Here is a 19,296-nt window from a genome sequence, read left to right on the forward strand (position 1 = left end):
GAATCGTCGCACCGTCAACTTCCCCGCCCTCGGGGGTGTCGTGCGACACACGGGGGCGGATCGCGCCGAGGGGGTCCGGTCAGGCGGGCGGGGCGACCAGCGCGCCGGACTGCCCGGCCCGGCGCAGGGCCCGGGCGACGAACCCGTCCGCCTTCAGCTCCTCCACGACCTCGCGGAGGAAGGCCACGGACTCCGGCAGCCGGTCCACCGTCGTGCCGACGGCCTGCCGGATCTGCATGAACGCGCCCTCGACGAGCCGGAGGTCGGGGTGGCGGGCGACGTACTCGGCCATCGGCTGCCCGATCCCGGCCGCGACCTCCAGGCCCTCGGCGCGGAAGACGCCCACGCCCTCGTCCCCGCGGACGACGGTGGCGTGGCGCAGCGTGCGCGACAGGAAGAGGTCGTAGGCCGAACCGCGCTTCACGCCGATCCGGACACCCGCGCGGTCCACCTCGTCCACCGCGCCGACCTGCGAGTCGCGGGGCACGGCGAACACCCCCTCGATCACCACGTACGGCGCGGTGAAGGCGACCTCCGCCTCCCGGGCGGGCTCGACCGCGAGGAAGCAGATGTCGGCCCGACCCGACGCCATGGCCTCGAACGACGTGCGTGCCGCGTCGAAGCAGACCGGTTCCACCGGCACGTCCAGCCGTGCGCCCACCTCGCGCGCGATGTCGACGGTGACGCCGCCGGGGGACTGGGCGGTGCCGTGCGCCAGCACCGGGTTGCCCAGGTTGATCGACGCCCGCAGGACGCCCGTCGGCGCCAGGTCCCTCACGACGGCGGCAGTCACGGTGCTCATGGTGCGGAGTGTAGGCCCGCCCCCGCCGGTGGCCCGGCACGGACCCCGCCGACGTCTGCCTCCGCCCCGTTCCGGTTGTGGCCCGGCGCCTTGTCAACAGGGTGACGGGGGCTTTGTCAGTGGCCTCACCTAGTGTTCCGGTCACTTGATCACGGCGTTGCAGGGAGGCACGCATGGGGTGGGTCACGGCGGGCGACTACGAAGTCGCCCTCCACGAAGGGAAGGTCGTGTGCCGCAACGCGGCCGGCCGCCGGCTGAAGTCGGTGCCGGCCAAGCTGGCGGACGACCCGGCGGTGACGGGACTGCGGCAGCTCGCCGAATGGCTGGAACGGCACGAACGCCAATGCCTGGCCGACGTCGAGCGCTGGATGGTGCGTTCGCTGCCCGTGCCCCTCGCCGTGATCGGCCGGGTGTGGCCCGACCCGGCGTGGCGGGCGGCCCTGCGCGACCTCGTCGTCACCGGGGAGGACGGTCAGGTCGCCGGTTTCCTGCGGGACGCCGACACCGAGCGCGGCCTCGGCCTGGTCGACCTCGACGGCGACACCGTGCGCATCGCCCCGGACATGGTCCGCATCCCGCACCCCGTGCTCCTCGACGACCTGGAGGAGCTGCGGGAGTTCGCCGTCGAGCTGGGCGTGGAGCAGAGGGCGCAGCAGCTCTTCCGCGAGGTGTGGCAGCGGCCCGCCGGGCTCGACCCCGAGGGCACGCTCGTCGAGGAGTACGCGGGCGGCAGCTTCAAGGAGCTGCGCTTCCTGCACGGCCGCGCCACCTCCCTCGGCTACCGCGTGCGCGGCGGGCACAGCGTCTGCCCCGTTCTGGAGGACGGCCGCGCCGTCGAGGCCCGCATCTGGATCGGCGACTACGACGGCTGGAGCGAGACCGAGACCGGGTCCCTGTCCTGGACCGACACCGCCGGGAAGACCCTGACCTTCTCCCAGGTCGGCGCCGTCGCCTGGTCGGAGGGCATGCGCATGGCGGCCGCGCTCTACGCGGGACGCGACATCGAGGACGAGGAGCAGGCGGCATGACCACGTACGACCCCACCACCACGGCCGCGCTGCTCGACGCGGGCGCCGTGCTGCCACCCGGCACCAGCACCCGCGAGGACGCCGACAGCCTCACCGTCCGCACCTACACCCACCCCGTGCTGGACGACCGCCGCGTCGTCCGCCTCGTGCCCGGCACCCTCGGTGAGGCCGAGGACCTGGCCCTGGACTTCCTCGGCCTGACCCGCGAGGACGAGGCCCCCGAGGTCGGCCAGGTCCGCCGGGAGACCCTCGGGTTCCCCGCCTGGGCCCTGGTCAACGACCCGGCCAACGGCCACCACGCGCTCGCCCTGGTCAAGGACGTCGAGCGGCTCGCCCGGATGGCCAAGTCCCGCGCCGGCGCCGCCAAGGACGGCTTCGACGCGCTCGCCGAGCGCCTGGGCCGCGCGGTACCGCACTTCCTGCCCACCTTCCACGAGCAGGCGGCGCGCGTCTTCCTCCAGCACGAGAACACCACGTACGCCGCCGCCTTCTTCGGCAAGGCCCGCGCCGCCGAGCGCGTCCACGGCCTCGCCGTCGACGAGGACCGCCAGCGCGCCGTCTTCCTGGAGTTCGCCTTCGCCGGCGCCCTCACCGTCAAGGCCCTCAAAGAGCACGTCAAGGACCTCGCACGGCGGCTTGACCCCGCCGAGGCCTGGCGGCAGTTCCGGCAGCTGACGGTGGAGCGCTGCGCCGCCGGGATGCCCCCGTACGCGTCCCTGCCGCAGGACGCCCGCAGCCTGATCAAGGCAGCGGGCCTCGACCGGGTCACCGAGGAGTGCGCCCTCGTCGCCGACCTCGTCGCCTCGCCCGCCGTCGTCCGTGCCCCCGGCTCCTTCTGGACCGCCTACCGCGCCACCCTCGCCGTCCTCGCCGAGCGCGAACCGGCCGTCCGGGCCCGGCTGCTGGAGATCATGCCGGCCGGACTCGGCCGCGACGCCGAGGGCGACGGGTTCTGGCTCGCCCTGCTCGTCGAGACCGGTGCCGACACCCTGCTCACCGGCGAGGCGGGGGAGGCCGCGCGGGCCGTCGACGCGGCCGACTGGCTCAGCCGCTGGGCGAGTCACCGCAAGCACGGCTCCAGCGCCCCCGAACGCTCCGCGGCCACCCTCGACCTCGTCAGCCGTATGGCGCCCCGGCTGCGGGCCGACGGCAGGCCCGTCGACCTCTTCACGGGCCGCTGGCACCACGGCGCCGAACTCGACCTGCTCGACCTGTGCGCCGCCGAGCGCGTGCCGCTGTCCGTCCCCGCCGAGGACGTGACCGTGCACCTGCCGCTCCACCGCTGGCTGGAGACGGCCGACCCGGCCCGCCGCGACCTCGTCGCCACCGGTGCCGACCCGCGCTTGCGCCGTCTGCTGTACAAGGCCGTCGGCAGCCTCGGCGAGGACCGCGGACTGGCCGGCGTGCTGGAGGCCCTGGCCGGCCACCCCGTGCTCGGCGACGTCCTGCACGCATGGCTGGAGGAGGCCGCCGCGCAGTTCACCCGTGCCGCGGGCCTGCCCGCCGCCCGCAGCGCGATCAGCCGGCTGCGCCCGTTCCGTTCCGTCGCGGCCCGGGTCAACCCGCAGGCCGTGGCCCGGGTCGCCGCGCAGGAGATCGCGCCGCTGCTCGGCCGCACGCTGCGCGAGGGCATCCTCGACGAACTGGGCTGGCCCGCCCTCGACGAGGGCCTGCGCCTGCTCGACGCCGCGGTCGCCAAGAACAAGGACCACACCCTGGCCGTCGCCGAGGCCTGGCCCGCGCTGATCCTCGCCCGCGGGGACAAGGCCGTCGTCGTCGGGCCCGACAAGGTGCTGCTCGACCACGACCTGCGCATCCCCGTCGAACTCGACCGATGGAACCGCCCCCACTTCCGCTGGGCCGACGGCGAACTCCTCGTCATGTGGCGGCAGGACGACAAGCAGCTCGGCTACTGGTCCGCCCGGCCCGCCGAGGTGTTCACCCTCGGCGGCGAACAGCTCCCGCACTGGTGGCACGGCCACATCGCCGCCCCGTCCATCCCGCTGCCCGGCGGCGGCCGCGCCACCGGCGGCCGCACCCTGCACGCCGGAGACACCGTGGTGCCGGCCGGCCGCCCCGTCCTCGGCGACGGCACCGCGCTCTGGCGCCAGGGCAAGCAGGGCCGCCACGAGGTGTGGATGGAGTACGACCCGGCCTCCGGCACCCACGGGCGTGCCTCGCTGCCCGCCTTCCTCCGCTCCGGCATCCTCGACGGTGCACGGCTCAGCCAGGAGGACTGCGAGGTCCTGCCGCTGCAACCCGGGCTCGAGCGCAGCCCCTTCGGCACCGACGGCACCGTCCTCGGCCGCTGGGTCCGCGTCGAGGGCGAGGGCGGCGGGTCCCGCACCGTCGCCGGCACCCCGGACGGCCGTACCGTCGCCCTCCCCACCCGCAAGCAGGGGTGGGCGCGCCGCGTACCGCTCGGTGCGCTGCGGTTCCCCGGCGGGGCCGAGCCCGTCGTCGCGCTCACCCACCAGAAGGTGTCGCTGTACGCGGCGGGCGACGTCACCTGCGACGACGAGCTGGGCAGCGTGACCCTCACCGAGCAGGGCGGCGAGTTCGCCGCCGGCACCCGCTACGTACCGCCGCTCGCCTATTGGCATGCCCTGCGCGCCCGCGACGAGGGCGCCTCGGCGGTGCTGCGCGCCCTCACCGACGAGCAGGCAGCCGAAACGCTGCGCGCCGCCGCCCACGCCCTGGCGGAGCATCAGGCCGAGGTGAACAGGACGAAGAAGTACACCGGTCCCTCCGCGGAGACCGTCGCGCGGTCCGCCGTCGCCGCCGCCTTGCCGGCCCTCACGGACGAGCGGCTGCTCATCGGCGTCACCGCCCTCGTCCGGGGCACGCTGCGCCACGCCGAGTCCGTCGCCTCCTTCGTCGCCCCGCCCACCGACAAGCCGCGGCAGTCGCTCCGGCGCACCCAGGACATGTTCGCCGACCACAAGCCGCTGCACGGCGACGACGGCACCCTGCGCACCGCCCTGGACGGCATCGCGGGCCGGCATGGCCACTGGTGGAGCAGCGGCCCCCAGTGGAGCGCCCTGCAGCAGATCCGGGCGGTCAACCACGTCCTGTCCGGCAAGGAGGCCGAGGGCAAGCCGCTGCCCGACCGGGAGGAACTGGGTGACCCGGGCGACGGCTGGCACAGCGACGAACACACCGTCCCCGGCATGGGCCTGGGGTGGCTGCCCGCCCTGTCCGTGCTACGGCCGCTCGCCTACCGGGCGGCGTCGCCCGCCGTCACGCAGGCCGCACGCGAGGCCCTCCTGCTGCTCTTGGACGCGATCACCGAGGGCCCGCTGGCGGTGCCCGGGAGCGGACTCCGCGAGATCGTCCTCGTGGAGAAGCACGGGAAGCAGCGGCGCGCCGGCCAGGTCCTGCGCAAGGACGGGCGCACCGTCGTGATCCTGGGTTGCGACAGCGTCGACGGCGACCGCGACCGCGTCCACTGGCTCGCCCTCGACCACGACCCCACCGGGGCGTTCGGCGCCGTCGCCCACTTCACCCTGCAGGACGAGACGGACCGCACGCCCGTCTTCCCCGCCGAGCGGCTCACCGCCGTCAGCCGCCTCATCCGCGACAAGGGCCCCGCGCCCTGGCGCCCCGACGCCCCCGCCGCGCTCGCGGCGGCGACCCGCGGCGGCCTCGGCCCCGTCCAGGCGACCCTGCTGCTCGCCGGGCGGCCGCAGGACCCGGACGCCGAAGCCCTCGCCCGCATCGACCTGAAAGCACGCCAGAAGAACCTCGGCGCGGGCCTGCTGAGCTCCCTCTCCGAGGACGACCACGCGGCCGTCCTCGGGGCCCTGCTGCCCGACGACCCCGCCGACCTGTGGGGCAGCGGCCCCGACACCGCCGCCGCCGGCCGGGTCTGGGAGCAGCGCCTCGGCTCCGTCGTCCGCCTGCCGGAGGACGTCGCCGCCGAACTCGCCGGAGTCACCACCGCGTCCGCCGAGGCCGTGCTCAACCCCGCGCTGACGCCCTGGCTGAGCCGCACCACCGTGCAACGCCCCGACAAGGACGGCAACCTCCTCCCCGCCGACCCCTCGGCCCTGCCCGGACGGCACGACATCACCGGTGCCGTCGCCGTGCTCGCCGGCCTCGCCTACGGACTGCCGTACGGGCATCCGCTGCGCGCCGCCCTCCCCGAGGGCCTGGCGGCGCTGCGGCGGCGGATCGCCGACCCGGGCCTGCTGGTCGACCTCGACATCGCCTGGACGGAGAAGGGCGGCCCCACCGCCGTCCAGATCCGCACGGCGTACGGGCTGCCCGCCGCCGGCGGCGCCGACGCCCACGGCCTGACCCACGCGGGCGACGCGCTCGTGCTCCGGCCCTGGTACGGCGACACCGAGACGGTGCTCGTCCGCCCGGCCGGGCTGACCGGGTCCGAGGACCCCGTCCTCGGGCTCGTCGAGGGCCTCGTCGGCCTGCGGGGCGGCGGCATCCAGGCGCTGCGCGCCGTGCTCGGCGACGACCTCGCCCGCGCCGTCGCGGCGGGCGGTGAGCCCGGCGCACCCGCCGGTCACGCCCAGGACCCCACGGTCTCCGTGCCCGCCCTGGTCACCGAGGTCGCCGCGGCCCACGGCCTGGGCGAGGACGCAGCCGCGCTCTACCTCCAGTTGCTCGCCCTGCCCGACCCCACGGACCGCAACTGCGCCCGCTGGACGGACTGGAAGCCCGCCCGCATGAAGAAGGCCCGCGCCGAACTGGCCGCGACCGGCCTCGTCGTCGAGGCCAGGCGCCCCCGAGCCGGCCGCACCCTCTTCCTGCCCTGCGGCTGGCGCGACCTCAAGGCGCCCGCCCTTCCCGTGGAGACCTGGAAGGAAGGCCTCTACCCGGTCCGCGACCACGCTCGCGTCGTGCCGCTGCTGCCCGTGCCCGAGCTGTTCGCCCGCGCCTGGGAACGCGTCCGCGCCGGCGACGCCCCCGGCTTTGAAGAACTCACCACCCGTGCCACCCGGAAGGGCCGCCGCCGATGACCACCACCGCTCCCGCACCCGTCGCGCGGCAGATCACCCCGCCCGAGGACCGGTACGCCACCGAACTCGCCTTCCTCGCCGCCCACGACGGCGGACCACGTCCGCCCGCCTGGCGGCTCACCCCGCGTGCCGTCGTCACCTTCGTGATGGGCAGCGACGGCCAGGCCCTGCGCCTGCCCGACGACGCCGAGGTCCCGGGGGGCGTGCCGCGCCGCCTCGTCGTCGAGGGGAAGTTCGTCGGCGACCGCGCCCTGGTGGAACGGTGCGTCGTCACCCTCGCCGGGGAACGCGGCCTGCTCCTCGTCGGCGAGCCCGGCACCGCCAAGTCGATGCTGTCCGAGCTGCTGTCGGCCGCGATCTGCGGCACCAGCGGGCTCGTCGTCCAGGGCACCGCCGGCACCACCGAGGACCAGCTCAAGTACGGCTGGAACTACGCCCTGCTGCTCGCCCAGGGCCCCAGCCGGCAGGCGCTCGTCCCCTCACCCGTGCTCACCGCCATGTCGCGCGGCGCCATCGCCCGCGTCGAGGAGGTCACCCGCTGCCTGCCCGAGGTGCAGGACTCCCTGGTCTCCCTGCTCTCCGAACGCCGCATCGCCGTCCCCGAACTCGCGGGCGGCGACGACGCCCTGGCGCACGCGGCGCCCGGATTCAACCTGATCGCCACCGCCAACCTCCGCGACAAGGGCGTCTCCGAGATGTCCGCCGCCCTCAAACGGCGCTTCAACTTCGAGACCGTCGGACCCATCGGCGACCTCGACGCCGAGACGGCGCTCGTGCGCAGCCAGTCCCGCGCCGCCGTCGAACGGGCCGGCGCCCCCTACGAGGTCGACGACGCCGTCCTGGAAGCCCTCGTCACCGCCTTCCGCGACCTGCGCGAGGGCCGCTCCGCCGAAGGCTGGGAGGTCGAACGGCCCTCCACGGTCATGAGCACCGCGGAGGCCGTCGCGGTCGCCGGCGCGCTCGGCCTGGCCGCGGCGTACTTCCCCGGTGACCGGGATGTGCTCGGCCTGCTGCCCGGCCACCTCCTCGGCGTCGTGCGCAAGGACGACCCGGCCGACGCCGCCCGGCTGCTCGGCTACTGGGACGGCCCCGTGCGGCGGCGCGCCGAGCAGGGCTCCCCGACCTGGCGCACCCTGTGGGAGCTGCGCGCCGTCCTGGAAGGCTGAGCCCGTGTCCCTCACCCCGGACGAGGCCGTCACGGTCCTCACCGACCCGGCGGCGCCCTACCTCGTCGGCGTACGGCACCACGCCCCGTCGCTGGCGGCCGCGCTGCCCGCCCTGCTCGACGGGGCGAAGCCCGACGTGCTGCTCGTCGAACTCCCCGGCGAGATGCAGGAGTGGCTGCCCTGGCTCGCCCACGAGGACACCCGGGCCCCCGTCGCCCTCGCCGCTGCCCCTGGCGACGGGGGCGCCGGTCCCGCCTTCTACCCCTTCGCCGACTTCTCGCCCGAACTCGCCGCCGTCCGCTGGGCGGCGCGGGGCGGTGTCCCCGTCGTCGCCTGCGACCTGCCGCTCGCCGACCGCGCCTGGGACGCCGGACGCACGACGGCCACGCCGGGCGACTCCGGTCCCGGGCTGCAGGGGGCCCTGCGCGCCCGGCTCACCGGCCGCCCCGGCGACGACCTGTGGGACCGTCTCGTCGAGGCCTCCGCCCCGGGCTCACCGCCCGAAGCGCTGCGCCGCGCCGCCCTCCTGACGGGATGGGCGCTGCGCCGGGACGCCGCCGAGGGCGCGGGCGTCCCCGTACTCGACCTGCGCCGCGAGCAGTGGATGCGGGCCCGCATCGCGGAGGCCACCGCGGACGGCCGTCGCGCGGCCGTCGTCGTCGGCGCCTTCCACGCGCCCGCCCTGGTCCCCGCCGACGCGTGGCCGGAGGGCACCGCCCCCGTGGAAGGCCCGGAGGCGGCGCCCGCACCCGAGGGCGGCACGACCTGGACGACCTCCCTGATCCCCTACGCGTACCCGCTGCTGGACGAACGCTCCGGCTATCCGGCGGGCATCCGCGACCCCGAGTGGCAGCACATGGTGCTGGAGGCGGCCGGCGACCCCGCCGCCCTCTACGAGGCGCTCACCCGCGCCGCCGTCCGCATCTGCGCCGAACTGCGCGCCCAGGGCCACCCGTCGGGCCCGGCCGACGCGCGCGAGATCAGCCGGCTCGCCGGTGACCTCTCCCGGCTGCGCGGGCTGCCCGCGGCCGGCCGCGGGGAACTCGTGGAGGCGGTGCAGACCGTGCTGGCCCAGGGCGAGCCGTACGGCCGCGGACGGGCCGTGGCGCGCGCCATGGAACGGGTGCTGGTCGGCACCCGCGGCGGACGCCCCGCACCGGACGCGCCCCGCAGCGGCCTGGCCCCCGCCGTCGAGGCGGAACTGGCCGCACTGGGCCTGCCCGCCCCCGGTCCGGACTCCGGTGCCCCGGCCGAGGCGCGGGACCTGCGCCTGGATCCGCTCCGCTCCGAGCTCGACCGCCGCCGCGAACTCCTGCTGCGCAGGCTGTCGGTGTGCGGCGTGCCCTACGCCGAGCCGAAGGACGTCACGGGCGCGGCCGGCACCGAGGGCCTCACCACCCGCTGGGAGGCCCGCTGGACACCCGCCACCGCGGCCATGCTCACCGCGGCCGGGGTCCGTGGCGTCACCGCCGCCCAGGCCGCCGAGGGCGTGCTGCGCGAACGCCGCCGCCAGGAGACGGACGAGGGTGGCCCCACCGCGGCGCAGACCCTCGCAGGACTGGCCCGGGCCGCGGAGTGCGGGCTGCCCGGGCTCGCCGGGGAACGTCTCGCCGAGACCGCCGACGTGCTCCCCGCCTCCGGCACCCTCCCCGAACTCCTCGCGGGACTCGCCCTGCTGGATCGCGTCCGGGCCGGCCACATCGCCGGCCTCGGCGCCGACGAGGCCCGCACCGCCCGCGCCACCGCCGTCGCCGAGCTGCTCACCGCGGCGGCGGTCCGTCAGGTCGACGGCCTGACCGGGTCCGAGGACCCCGCCGACGCACACGCGCTGCTCGAACTCGCCCACCGCGCAGACCTCCTGGGTGGCGTCCGGCTCACCGACGCCCTCGCCCGGCTCGCCGCGGACGGCTCCCCACTGATGCGCGGTGCGGCGGGTGCCGTCAGGGTCCTCCTCGGCCAGGAGGCGCCCGAGACCCTCGGCGCCCGCGTCGCCTCCTGGGTCGACGCGGCGGGCGACCCCGACTCCCGCGCCGCCCTCACCGCCCGGCTGACCGGGCTGCTGACGGCGGCCGGCCCGCTGCTCGAGGCGGCCGCCGCCGCCCTGGAACCCCTGCTCGACCGCGTCCGCGACCTGCCCGACCAGGCCTTCCTGTCACGGCTCCCGGCTCTGCGCGGCGGCTTCGACACCCTCAGCCCGGCCGCCCGCGACCGCCTCCTTGCGGCCGTCGAGGAACGTCTGGACGCCGACGGCATCGCCGACACCGCGGGCGTCGACCCCGTCGCCCTCGCCACCTGGACCCGCGCCGACCTGGCCGCCCGCGCGACCCTGGGCCGGCTCGGCCTGCTCTCGCACCAGACGCCCGAGGCAGCACCAACGGCCGCCACGGCAGCGGCAGTCCCGGCGGAGCCGGGCGCCGCGCCCGAGCAGGCCGCCGATGCGGCCGGCCGGGAGGACGACCCCACCGGCCCAGCGGCCGCAGGTGCGGGCCCCGCCGACGCGGCGTCGCCAGGCACGCAGCAGCCCGCCACCACCCCCGGCGCACCGGGCGAAGCCCCCGTCGCCGCGGCCCGCACCCTCGCGCCCGCCGACCGGTGGCGCCTCGTGCTGGGCCGCCGCGGCGACCGGCTGCCGCCTTCCGCCGGGGCCCTGGCCACCGCGCTGGACGAGCTGTACGGCAACGGCCGGGGCGAGGGCAGCCGCGGCGACCTCGGCGGGCACGGCGGTGGCCGTGGTGGCCGTGGTGGCCGCGAGGCGCCCTACCCCGGGGTGCGCGAGTGGTCCGAGGAACTGGCGGCGCTGTTCGGGCCCGGCATCCGCGAGGAGGTCCTGGCGGCCGCCGCCGCGTCCGGCCGCAAGGACGTGGTGGCCGAACTCGACCCCGGCAGCGTGCGCCCCTCCGTCGACCTGCTGCGCACCGTCCTGCGGCACGCGGGCGGGCTGCCGGAGGCCCGGCTGGCCGCGCTGCGCCCCCTCGTACGGCGCCTGGTCGAGGCCCTCACCCGCCAACTCGCCACACGGCTGCGCCCGGCGCTGCACGGGACCGCGCTCCCGCGCCCCAGCCGGCGCCCCGGGGGCGGCCTCGACCTGGCCCGTACGCTGCGCGCCAACCTGGCCACCGCACGCCGCGGTCCCGACGGCACCGTCCAGGTGATCCCGGAGCGGCCGGTGTTCCGCGCCCGGGCCCAGCGGGCCGCGGACTGGCGGCTGATCCTGGTGACCGACGTGTCGGGGTCCATGGAGGCCTCCACGATCTGGGCCGCGCTCACCGCCTCCGTCCTGGCCGGGGTGCCCACCCTGTCCACGCACTTCCTCGCGTTCTCCACCGAGGTCATCGACCTCACCGACCACGTGGCGGACCCGCTCTCCCTCCTCCTGGAGGTGAGCGTCGGCGGCGGCACCCACATCGCCGCCGGACTCCGGCACGCCCGCGAACTGGTGACCGTGCCCTCGCGCACCCTCGTCGTGGTCGTCAGCGACTTCGAGGAGGGGTATCCGCTCGGCGGCCTCCTGGCCGAGGTCCGCGCCCTGGTCGGGGCAGGCTGCCACGTCCTGGGCTGCGCCAGCCTGGACGACGCCGGGCGCCCCCGTTACTCCACGGGCGTCGCCGGACAGCTCGTTGCCGCGGGCATGCCCGTCGCCGCCCTCAGCCCCCTCGAACTCGCCCGCTGGGTAGGGGAGAAGATCACATGAGCCAGCAACTCCCCCCGGTCGCACCGGCCGTGACCGCGGAACTCGTCGGGGTGCTTTCGCCCCGGCTGCGCAAGCGCCTCGACGCCGGAGTGGCCAAGCTCGCGGGCCGCCCGGTCGTCGTCGACGGCGACACCGTGCGGATCGCCGTGGACGAGGACACCGACCTGGAACTGCACGCTCCCGGCGGCACGGTGACCCGGGCGGAGGACGTGCGCTGCGGCTGCCTGCTCGCCCCCGACTGCCTGCACCGCGCCGCGGCCGCCTCGGCCGCACCCGTCGCCGAGGCGACCGGGCCGACCGCCGAAGGAGCCCCATCGCAGGCCCCCGGGGAGGCGGGGCCCGCGCCCGAGAGCGCCACCCCGCAGCAACACGCCGCCGCCGACACCCTGCGCGCCGCGGGCGCCGCCGTCCTCGACGCGGGCATCGACGGCTCCGGCGCCGTCGTCCAGGCCGAACTGCTGCGGGCCGCGCACTCCGCCCGCCTGAGCGGGCTGCCCCGCGCCGCCGCGGCGGCCGTCTCCGTCGTCACCCGGCTGCGCGCCGCCCGCGCCGCCGACCCCGGGCACCGCCTCGCCGACCTGGCCGCCGCGCTGCGCGAACTCCTCGGCACCGCCCACCGGGTCCCGTACGCCACCGGCCCCGAACTGGCCACCGTGCGCGGCACCGCGCGACAGCCGTACACCCCGGACGGCTCACTGCGCCTGTACGGCCTGTTCTCGGAGCCCGTCCTCACCGCGAGCGGCTACGCGGGCGCCGTCACCTGGACGGCGGACGCCGACGGCCGCCTCTACACCGTCTCCGACGTCGCGCCCGGCGGCCCCGGCCGCGCCACGGGCGCCGCCGACCGGGCCGTGCGCATCGGCGACACCGCCCTCAGCCACCGCGAACTGTCCCGCGCGGGCCTCGCCGTGTCCGGAGCGACGGTCTCGCCCACCGGCAGACTCGGCGCGGGAGCCGCCGTCCGCGCCGTACGGGCCCCCGGCGCCGCCTGGACGGCCGAACCCCTGGACCGCCTGTGGCGGGTGCCCGTCGCCGAACAGGCGGTGCGCGCCCTCACCACCGGCGACGGCCTGCTCTTCCTCGACGTCACCCTCATCGGCACCGTCCGCGAGGCCGGCGGCGACTGCCTGCTCGCCGAATGCGACGGCCTGACGCTCCGGCTCGCCGCCGCGCACGACCATCCGGCGCTGCCCCACCGCGACAACCTGCGGCTGCTCGCGGGCGCGCCGGGCACCCCTCTGCGCGTCATCGCCCGGCTCGACCCGGCCCCTCACCCGCGCGCGCTGCTGCTGGCCACCAGTCATCCGGCCGATCCCGAGGCCCGTGTGGACACCGGCCTCGACCGCCTGCAGCGCGCCGACCTCCCCGCCGCCCAACCCCCGGTCCCGCTCCCGCTCCCCCCGTCCGCGGCGCCCGACGAGGCCCCCGTCCACCTCCTGCTCCGCCGCGTCCACCAGGCCGCCTCCGGCGGCCGCCGTGTGCTCGCCCTCCCCACGAACTCCGCCCCCGACGCCCGGCGCCTGCGCCGCGCCGCCCTTCCGACCGCCGCGGACCTCCTCGAAGACCTCCACCGCACCGCGGCCGACCGCGGCCGCGACCCCTTCGGCCGCCTCCTGCCCGCCGACACCGACCGCTTCGCCCTCGCCTGGCTCGCCGCCGCCGTCTACGCCGACGAACTCTCCCGCGCCCTGTGCGCCGCCGCCTGGGGCGCGGATCCGTCGGCCGATCCCTCCGCCGACACGCCGGTGTCGCCCGTCGGGACGGCGGGCAGCCCGGTGTAGCGGTTCAGCCGGGTTCAGCAGCGGAGGAAGCGGGGTGCCGGCGGGCAGCCTGACGCCGACCATGCGGGAGGCGTGCACGGCTGCTCGTCGCCGGGCCCGGAGCCGGGGGCGAAGACGCACCCGCTCCATGTGCAGCGCACCCGGGCGCCGGCGCCCGCCGCCCCGAGCAGCCGCGCGGCGTCCTCGGCCGCCTCCAGCGAGACCTCCCCCACGACCACGAGCGTCACGGCGGCCAGCAGTTGCCTGTTCCGCCAGGCGCGCCCGCGCCCCTCAGGACACGATGTCCTTCCCCCGGAAGCCACGGAAGGCCAGCGCGAAGAACACCACCGCGAAGGACAGCGACACCGAGGTGCCCTTGAGCATGCCCGACCATTCCAGGCGCGGCTGGAGCGCGTCGATCCAGGCGTACTGCCAGTGCGTCGGCAGGACGTCCCGCAGCGAGCCCAGGGCCGTGATCGCGTCCAGGATGTTGGAGAGGATCGCGACGCCCACGGCCCCGCCGACCGCCCCCAGGGGTGCGTCGGTGAGCGTGGAGAGCCAGAAGGCGAAGCCCGCGACGGCCAGTTGGCCGACGAAGACGTAGAGGGCGGCGATCGCGAGCCGGCCCGTCGCGGTGCCCGGGGGCAGCGAGCCGGCCGTGGTGAGCTCCAGGTCGCCCCAGCCGTAGGCGAGCGTGCCGACGCCGAGCGCCACCGTGGGCAGCGCCAGCACGGCGGCGGCGCTGAAGACCAGGGACACCAGCGCCTTGGAGGCGAGCAGCCGGGCGCGGGGCACCGGGGCGGCCAGCAGGTAGCGCAGGGAGGACCAGTTGGCCTCCGAGGCGATCGTGTCGCCGAAGAAGAGGGCGACCGGGATCGTCAGCAGGAAGCCGGAGGAGACGAACAGCACCGCCAGCGAGAAGTTGACGCCCGAGGCGGTGGCCACGTCCATCATCGTCGGGCCGGAATCCCGCCCCCGCGGGGTGCCGCCGATCGCGAAGGCCGCCCACACGATCACGGGCAGCCCGAGGACGACGGCGAACGCGACGAGGGTGCGGCGCCGCAGCAGCTGCCGCACCGCCTCCACCCGCAGCGGCAGGGTGCGGCCCGGACGGTACCCCGCGGCCAGTTCCAGGGTCTCGGTCACGCGGGACCTCCGATCAGGGTCAGGAACGCGTCCTCCAGGCGGCGGTGCGGGCCGACGCGCTCCACCGGCACGTCGAGCCGCAGGAGTTCGGACAGCAGCTCCGGCACGGTCATGGTGCCCGGCCGGACCAGCAGCCCGTCGTCCGCGGACTCGGCCGTCTCGACGCCGGGCAGCGCCGACAGCTTCGCGGCGACCGCCTCGCGCTCCTCGTCGCCCATGCCCGGTGCGCCGACGAAGAGCGTCTGCCCGCTCCCGGCGATCTCGCCGACCGGACCGGCCGCGACGAGCCGCCCCTTGTCCATGACGACCAGGTGCGTGCAGCTCTGCTCGACCTCCGACAGCAGGTGGCTGGAGACGAGGACGGTACGGCCCGCCGCCGCGTAGCGCCGCACCACGTCGCGCATCTCGCGGATCTGCGGCGGGTCGAGCCCGTTGGTCGGCTCGTCGAGGATGAGCAGGTCGGGCAGGCCGAGCATGGCCTGCGCGATGGCGAGCCGCTGTCGCATGCCCTGCGAGTACGTGCGCACCGCGCGCTCCAAGGCCTCGCCGAGGCCGGCGATCTCCAGGGCCTCCTCGACGTGGGCGTCGGCCGCCGGCCGGCCCGTGGCCCGCCAGTAGAGCTCCAGGTTGGCCCGCCCCGTCAGGTGCGGCAGGAAGCCCGCGCCCTCCACGAAGGCCCCGACCCGGGACAGCACGGGCGCGCCTGGCCGGATCGCGTGGCCGAACACGCGGATCGTTCCGGCGTCGGGCCGGATGAGGCCCATCATCATGCGCATCGTCGTCGTCTTGCCCGCGCCGTTGGGGCCGAGCAGCCCCAGCACCTGGCCCCGTTCCACCCGGAAGGACAACTCCCGCACGGCGTAGCGGTCCGCCGCGCCGTGGTAGCGCTTGGAAAGCCCGGAGATCTCCAGGGGTACGTCCGTCAGGGCCGGGTCCGGCGCCTGCCGCACCGCGCCCGCCCGGCGGCGGCCGGTCAGCAGCAGCGCCGCCGCCAGCGCGAGCGCGGCGAGCGGCAGCAGCCACACCCAGGCGGGCAGCGTCCCCTGGGCGGTGGTCAGTTCCGGGTCCGTGGGCACCGTCAGCGCGGCGCCCCCGGGCAGGGACACCCGGTACGTGGCGGCCGCGACGGGGGAGGCGTAGCCCAGGTCGGTGGTGGACAGCACCAGCCGCAGCCGGTGTCCCGCGGCGAACTCGTGGTCCACGGCGGGCAGCCGCACCTGCACCGTGCCGGCGCCGGCGACCCGCAACGGCGCGACCAGTTGGTGCGGCAGGGTCTCGTTGCCGCCCGGGCCCACGTCGTAGAGCTTCGCGAAGAGCACCGCACCGGCGGGCGCGTCCGTGTCGACGGTGACCCGTGTCGTCGCCGCGCCCGTCAGGCGCAGCGACGAGCTCAGCGGCGCCGAGTCGAAGGCGGCGCGCTGACCGGGGAAGTCCAGCGACAGCGACAGCCCCTGGCCGAGGTCGGAGAGCTGGGAGAGGGCGCCCACACCGGGCACCGCCGAGATCGCGGGCGGGCTGCCGCCGGCGGGGTTGGCCACCGTCTGCGCGCGGCGGCCGAGCGGGACCGTCCGGGTCCGGGTGCCCTCCAGCCCCGGGTACGCGTCGGCGTCCGCGCCGCGCCGCACGGCCCTGCCGTCGGTGGTGTCGACGCCTCCGGTCCGGGTGACCCGGAACGCGGGCCCGGTGTCGGTGCCCTCGTCCTTCTTCAGCCAGCGGTCGAACCAGGCCGTGGTGCGCGCCTCGATCCGCGAGGTCTCCTGGTCGCCCCCGTCGTGCCCGCCGGAGAACCAGTCGACGGCCACGGGCGCGCCGTTCGCGGCGACGGCACGCGCGATGGCGTCGCCCTGGTCGAGCGGGAAGAGGGAGTCGTTCTGGCCCTGCACCACCAGGGTCGGCACCTTGATGCGCCCGGCCACCGAGGAGGGGCTGGAGCGCGTCAGCAGCCGCAGCGTCGCGGCGTCCGGGCGGCCGGCGACGGCCGACCGGTCGTACATGGCGCACAGTTCGGCGGTGAAGCCGCAGGCCGCGCCGCGCGAGCCGGTGGAGAAGAAGATCCCCGCCCACAGCTTCTTGAACACGCCCTGCGGGAACAGCGCTTCGCCCAGGTCCCACCAGGTGATCGCGGGCGCGATGGCGTCCACCCGCCGGTCGTACCCGGCGGCCAGCAGCGAGATGGCCCCGCCGTACGAGGCCCCCGCGACGCCGACCCGCGGGTCGTCACGGCCGTCGCGCAGCACCTCGGGCCGCCGGCCCAGCCAGTCGATGAGCCGTGAGACGTCGGCGACCTCGGCGTCGGGGGAGTTGAGCCCGATCCGCCCGCCCGAGGCGCCGAATCCCCGCGCGGACCAGGTCAGTACGGCGTAGCCGCTGCGGGCGAGGGACTCGGCTTCGGCCCGCACGTCGTCCTTGGTGCCGCCGAAACCGTGCGCGAGCAGCACCGCCGGGCGCGGCGCCGACCCGCCGGAGGCGAAGTAGGAGGTGTCGATCCGCACCTTCGCGGCACTGCCCGGGGCCTCGGGCAGCGAGAAGACCCGGTCCTGGCGGCGCACGGGCGCGGGGGCGTCGGCCGTCGCGAGGGTGACGGCGCCGCCTCCGGCGAGCAGGGCGAGGGCGGCGGCGCCGGCCGCCAGCCGCCGCCGGGTGCGCCAGGTCCTGGGCAGGGCGAATCGCATGCGTGATCCTCGGACGGGGACGACGAGTGTGACGCCCCCACTATGCATTCCGGTGATCACCCGCGACGTCCGCCTCAGGCACCGGATCGGCGTACTGCACCGGGAGTACGGTGACGACCGTGCCCCTCGAACGACTCGTCACCGCCCCCCTGCCCCGGCTGGGTCTCGGCCTCGCCGCCGTCGGCCGTCCCGCCTACATCGACCTCGGCCGCGCCGCCGACCTGCCCGCCGACCGCACCGTCGAGGCGATGCGGGACCGCGCCCACGCGGTCCTCGACACCGCCTACGCGCTCGGCATCCGCTACTTCGACGCCGCCCGCTCATACGGCCGGGCGGAGGAGTTCCTGGCCGGCTGGCTGGACGCCCACCCCGAGGCCACCGACGTCGTGACCGGCAGCAAGTGGGGCTACACCTACACCGCCGGGTGGCGGCCCGACGCCGAGGTGCACGAGGTCAAGGACCACGGCACCGCCACCTACGACCGGCAGATCGCCGAGACCCGCGCCCTGCTCGGCGACCGCCTCGACCTCTACCAGATCCACTCCGTCACCCCGGACAGCCCGGCCCTCGCCGACCGCGTCCTCCACGAACGCCTCGCCCGGCTGGCGGCCGACGGGGTGGCCGTCGGCCTGTCCACCAGCGGTCCGCTGCAGGCCGAGGCGATCCGCGCGGCGCTGAAGGTGACGGTGGACGGGCGGCGCCTGTTCTCCGTCGTGCAGGCCACCTACAACCTGCTGGAGCCCTCCGCCGGGCCCGCCCTGGCCGAGGCGCACGACGCGGGACTGACCGTGATCGTCAAGGAGGCGATGGCCAACGGCCGCCTGGCCACGGCCGAACCCGACTCCCCCCTCGCCGCGGTGGCCGCCCGGACCGGGGCCGAGCCCGACGCCGTCGCCCTCGCCGCGGTCCTGCGCCGCCCCTGGGCCGGTGTCGTGCTTTCCGGCGCCGCGACGACCGGCCAGGTCACCGCCAACGCCCGGGCCGCCTCCCTCGGCCTCGACGCGGAGCACCTGGCCCGGCTCGCCGCCCTGGCCGAACCGGCCCCGGCGTACTGGCGGCACCGCGCGGAGCTCCCCTGGAGCTAGCGGGCGCCCGGAGCTAGCGGGCGCCCGAGCCCGCGAGGCGCGCCGGGCGGCGGGAGCCCGCCAGGAAGCCCCCGATGCGTGCCCGCAGCCCGGCGGCGTCCAGGCCGTGCGCCGCCACGTGTTCCTGCCAGGTGCCGTAGCGGCGCAACTCCGCGCGGGCGGTGCCCAGGGCCAGGACGCGGTGGGGCAGGTCGAGCAGGGCCTCGGCGGCGAAGGGCGCCGAGGTCCCCGCCAGGTACGGCTCGATCAGCACCACGTCCGCCGCGTCCGTACCCGCGACGGCCGCCCGCAGCCCGGCCGCGTCGAAGGGGCGCACCGTGGAGGCGTACAGCACGGTCACGTCCATGTCCGCGACCGCGGCCAGCGTGGCGTCCAGGAGCGGGCCCACGGCGACGACCACGCCCGCCCGGCCCTCGCGCAGCACCCGGAACCGGCCCGGCGAGACCGGCCGCGCGGTGCGGTTGGACTGCTCGCTGAGCCGCACGTAGACCCGGTGGTCGTCGTCGGCCGCCGCGTGCCGGACCAGGGCCTCGGCCTCGTCGGGGTGGCCGGGCACGTGCACGGTCCAGCCGTCGAGGGTGTCCAGCAGGGCGACGTCACCGGGGGCCTGGTGGGTGCGGCCGCCCGCGGCGATGTCGTATGAAGCGCCCGCGCTGACCAGCACCGCGCCCGCGCCCTGGTGCCCCAGGTCCAGCTTGACCTGCTCGAAGGGGCGTTCCACCAGGAAGCTGCCGAAGGTGTGGACGATCGGCCGCAGCCCGGTCAGCGCCAGCCCGCCCGCGACGCTGACCAGCAGCTGCTCGCGGATGCCGACGTCGACCACCCGGTCGGGGTGGGCGCGGGCGGCGTCGGTGAAGCGGTCCCCGGAGATGACCGCCAGCACGACGGCCAGCCGGGGGTCGTCCTCCAGCAGGCGTCCGGCGACGGAGGTGAAGCGTTCACGCATGGTGTCCACGGGAAGGTCTCCTCG

11 protein-coding genes are annotated in these 19,296 nt (G+C 76.7%); 6 read left to right on the forward strand and 5 right to left on the reverse strand.

Annotated elements, in window-relative coordinates; translation table 11 throughout:
- Positions 1-79: 79 nt before the first annotated feature.
- Positions 80-802, reverse strand: coding sequence for a transporter substrate-binding domain-containing protein (locus tag AC1VWI_RS36325; protein ID WP_499515261.1), 723 nt, complete (start codon positions 800-802; stop codon positions 80-82).
- Positions 803-975: 173 nt separating this feature from the next.
- On the opposite strand from AC1VWI_RS36325, the gene AC1VWI_RS36330 reads away from it, so the two are divergent.
- Genes AC1VWI_RS36330 through AC1VWI_RS36350 form a run of 5 tightly spaced genes read left to right on the forward strand, consistent with a single transcriptional unit; the run spans position 976 to position 13,444 of the window.
- Positions 976-1,830, forward strand: a complete 855-nt coding sequence (locus AC1VWI_RS36330) for a DUF4132 domain-containing protein (RefSeq protein ID WP_499515262.1) — start codon at positions 976-978, stop codon at positions 1,828-1,830.
- Positions 1,827-6,806, forward strand: a complete 4,980-nt coding sequence (locus tag AC1VWI_RS36335) for a hypothetical protein (protein WP_499515263.1) — start codon at positions 1,827-1,829, stop codon at positions 6,804-6,806. The genes AC1VWI_RS36330 and AC1VWI_RS36335 overlap by 4 nt, the downstream gene beginning before the upstream one ends.
- Positions 6,803-7,972, forward strand: coding sequence for an ATP-binding protein (locus AC1VWI_RS36340; RefSeq protein ID WP_499515264.1), 1,170 nt, complete (start codon positions 6,803-6,805; stop codon positions 7,970-7,972). The genes AC1VWI_RS36335 and AC1VWI_RS36340 overlap by 4 nt, the downstream gene beginning before the upstream one ends.
- Positions 7,973-7,976: 4 nt before the next feature.
- Positions 7,977-11,663, forward strand: a complete 3,687-nt coding sequence (locus AC1VWI_RS36345) for a vWA domain-containing protein (RefSeq protein WP_499515265.1) — start codon at positions 7,977-7,979, stop codon at positions 11,661-11,663.
- Positions 11,660-13,444 carry a hypothetical protein gene (locus AC1VWI_RS36350; RefSeq protein WP_499515266.1) on the forward strand — a complete coding sequence of 595 codons (1,785 nt, stop codon included), beginning with the start codon at positions 11,660-11,662 and terminating at the stop codon, positions 13,442-13,444. Before AC1VWI_RS36345 ends, AC1VWI_RS36350 begins: the two co-directional genes overlap by 4 nt.
- A 14-nt stretch (positions 13,445-13,458) precedes the next feature.
- Here AC1VWI_RS36350 and AC1VWI_RS36355 read toward each other — a convergent pair whose 3' ends face one another.
- The 3 genes from AC1VWI_RS36355 to AC1VWI_RS36365 are packed head-to-tail and all read right to left on the reverse strand — an operon-like array spanning position 13,459 to position 17,241.
- On the reverse strand, positions 13,459-13,671 hold the full coding sequence (locus tag AC1VWI_RS36355; RefSeq protein WP_499515267.1) for a hypothetical protein: 213 nt from the start codon (positions 13,669-13,671) through the stop codon (positions 13,459-13,461).
- Between the two features lie 43 nt (positions 13,672-13,714).
- Positions 13,715-14,569 (reverse strand): ABC transporter permease, encoded by an 855-nt coding sequence (locus AC1VWI_RS36360; protein WP_499515268.1) that lies wholly within the window; start codon positions 14,567-14,569, stop codon positions 13,715-13,717.
- Entirely contained in the window at positions 14,566-17,241 is a 2,676-nt protein-coding gene (locus tag AC1VWI_RS36365) for an alpha/beta fold hydrolase (RefSeq protein ID WP_499515269.1), read from the reverse strand. Before AC1VWI_RS36365 ends, AC1VWI_RS36360 begins: the two co-directional genes overlap by 4 nt.
- A gap of 119 nt (positions 17,242-17,360) precedes the next feature.
- On the opposite strand from AC1VWI_RS36365, the gene AC1VWI_RS36370 reads away from it, so the two are divergent.
- Entirely contained in the window at positions 17,361-18,326 is a 966-nt protein-coding gene (locus AC1VWI_RS36370; RefSeq protein WP_499515270.1) for an aldo/keto reductase, read from the forward strand.
- A gap of 13 nt (positions 18,327-18,339) precedes the next feature.
- On the opposite strand, the gene AC1VWI_RS36375 is transcribed toward AC1VWI_RS36370, so the two are convergent.
- Positions 18,340-19,281 carry a transketolase family protein gene (locus AC1VWI_RS36375; RefSeq protein ID WP_499515271.1) on the reverse strand — a complete coding sequence of 314 codons (942 nt, stop codon included), beginning with the start codon at positions 19,279-19,281 and terminating at the stop codon, positions 18,340-18,342.
- Between the last annotated feature and the right edge of the window lie 15 nt (positions 19,282-19,296).

It is taken from the genome of Streptomyces sp. TOM-9 (genome assembly GCF_056858595.1).

Excerpts from the sequence above, each read along its gene's own strand:
- AC1VWI_RS36325 (WP_499515261.1), bottom strand. The coding sequence starts at position 802 with ATGAGCACCGTGACTGCCGCCGTCGTGAGGGACCTGGCGCCGACGGGC.
- AC1VWI_RS36330 (WP_499515262.1), top strand. The coding sequence starts at position 976 with ATGGGGTGGGTCACGGCGGGCGACTACGAAGTCGCCCTCCACGAAGGG.
- AC1VWI_RS36335 (WP_499515263.1), top strand. The coding sequence starts at position 1,827 with ATGACCACGTACGACCCCACCACCACGGCCGCGCTGCTCGACGCGGGC.
- AC1VWI_RS36340 (WP_499515264.1), top strand. The coding sequence starts at position 6,803 with ATGACCACCACCGCTCCCGCACCCGTCGCGCGGCAGATCACCCCGCCC.
- AC1VWI_RS36350 (WP_499515266.1), top strand. The coding sequence starts at position 11,660 with ATGAGCCAGCAACTCCCCCCGGTCGCACCGGCCGTGACCGCGGAACTC.
- AC1VWI_RS36365 (WP_499515269.1), bottom strand. The coding sequence starts at position 17,241 with ATGCGATTCGCCCTGCCCAGGACCTGGCGCACCCGGCGGCGGCTGGCG.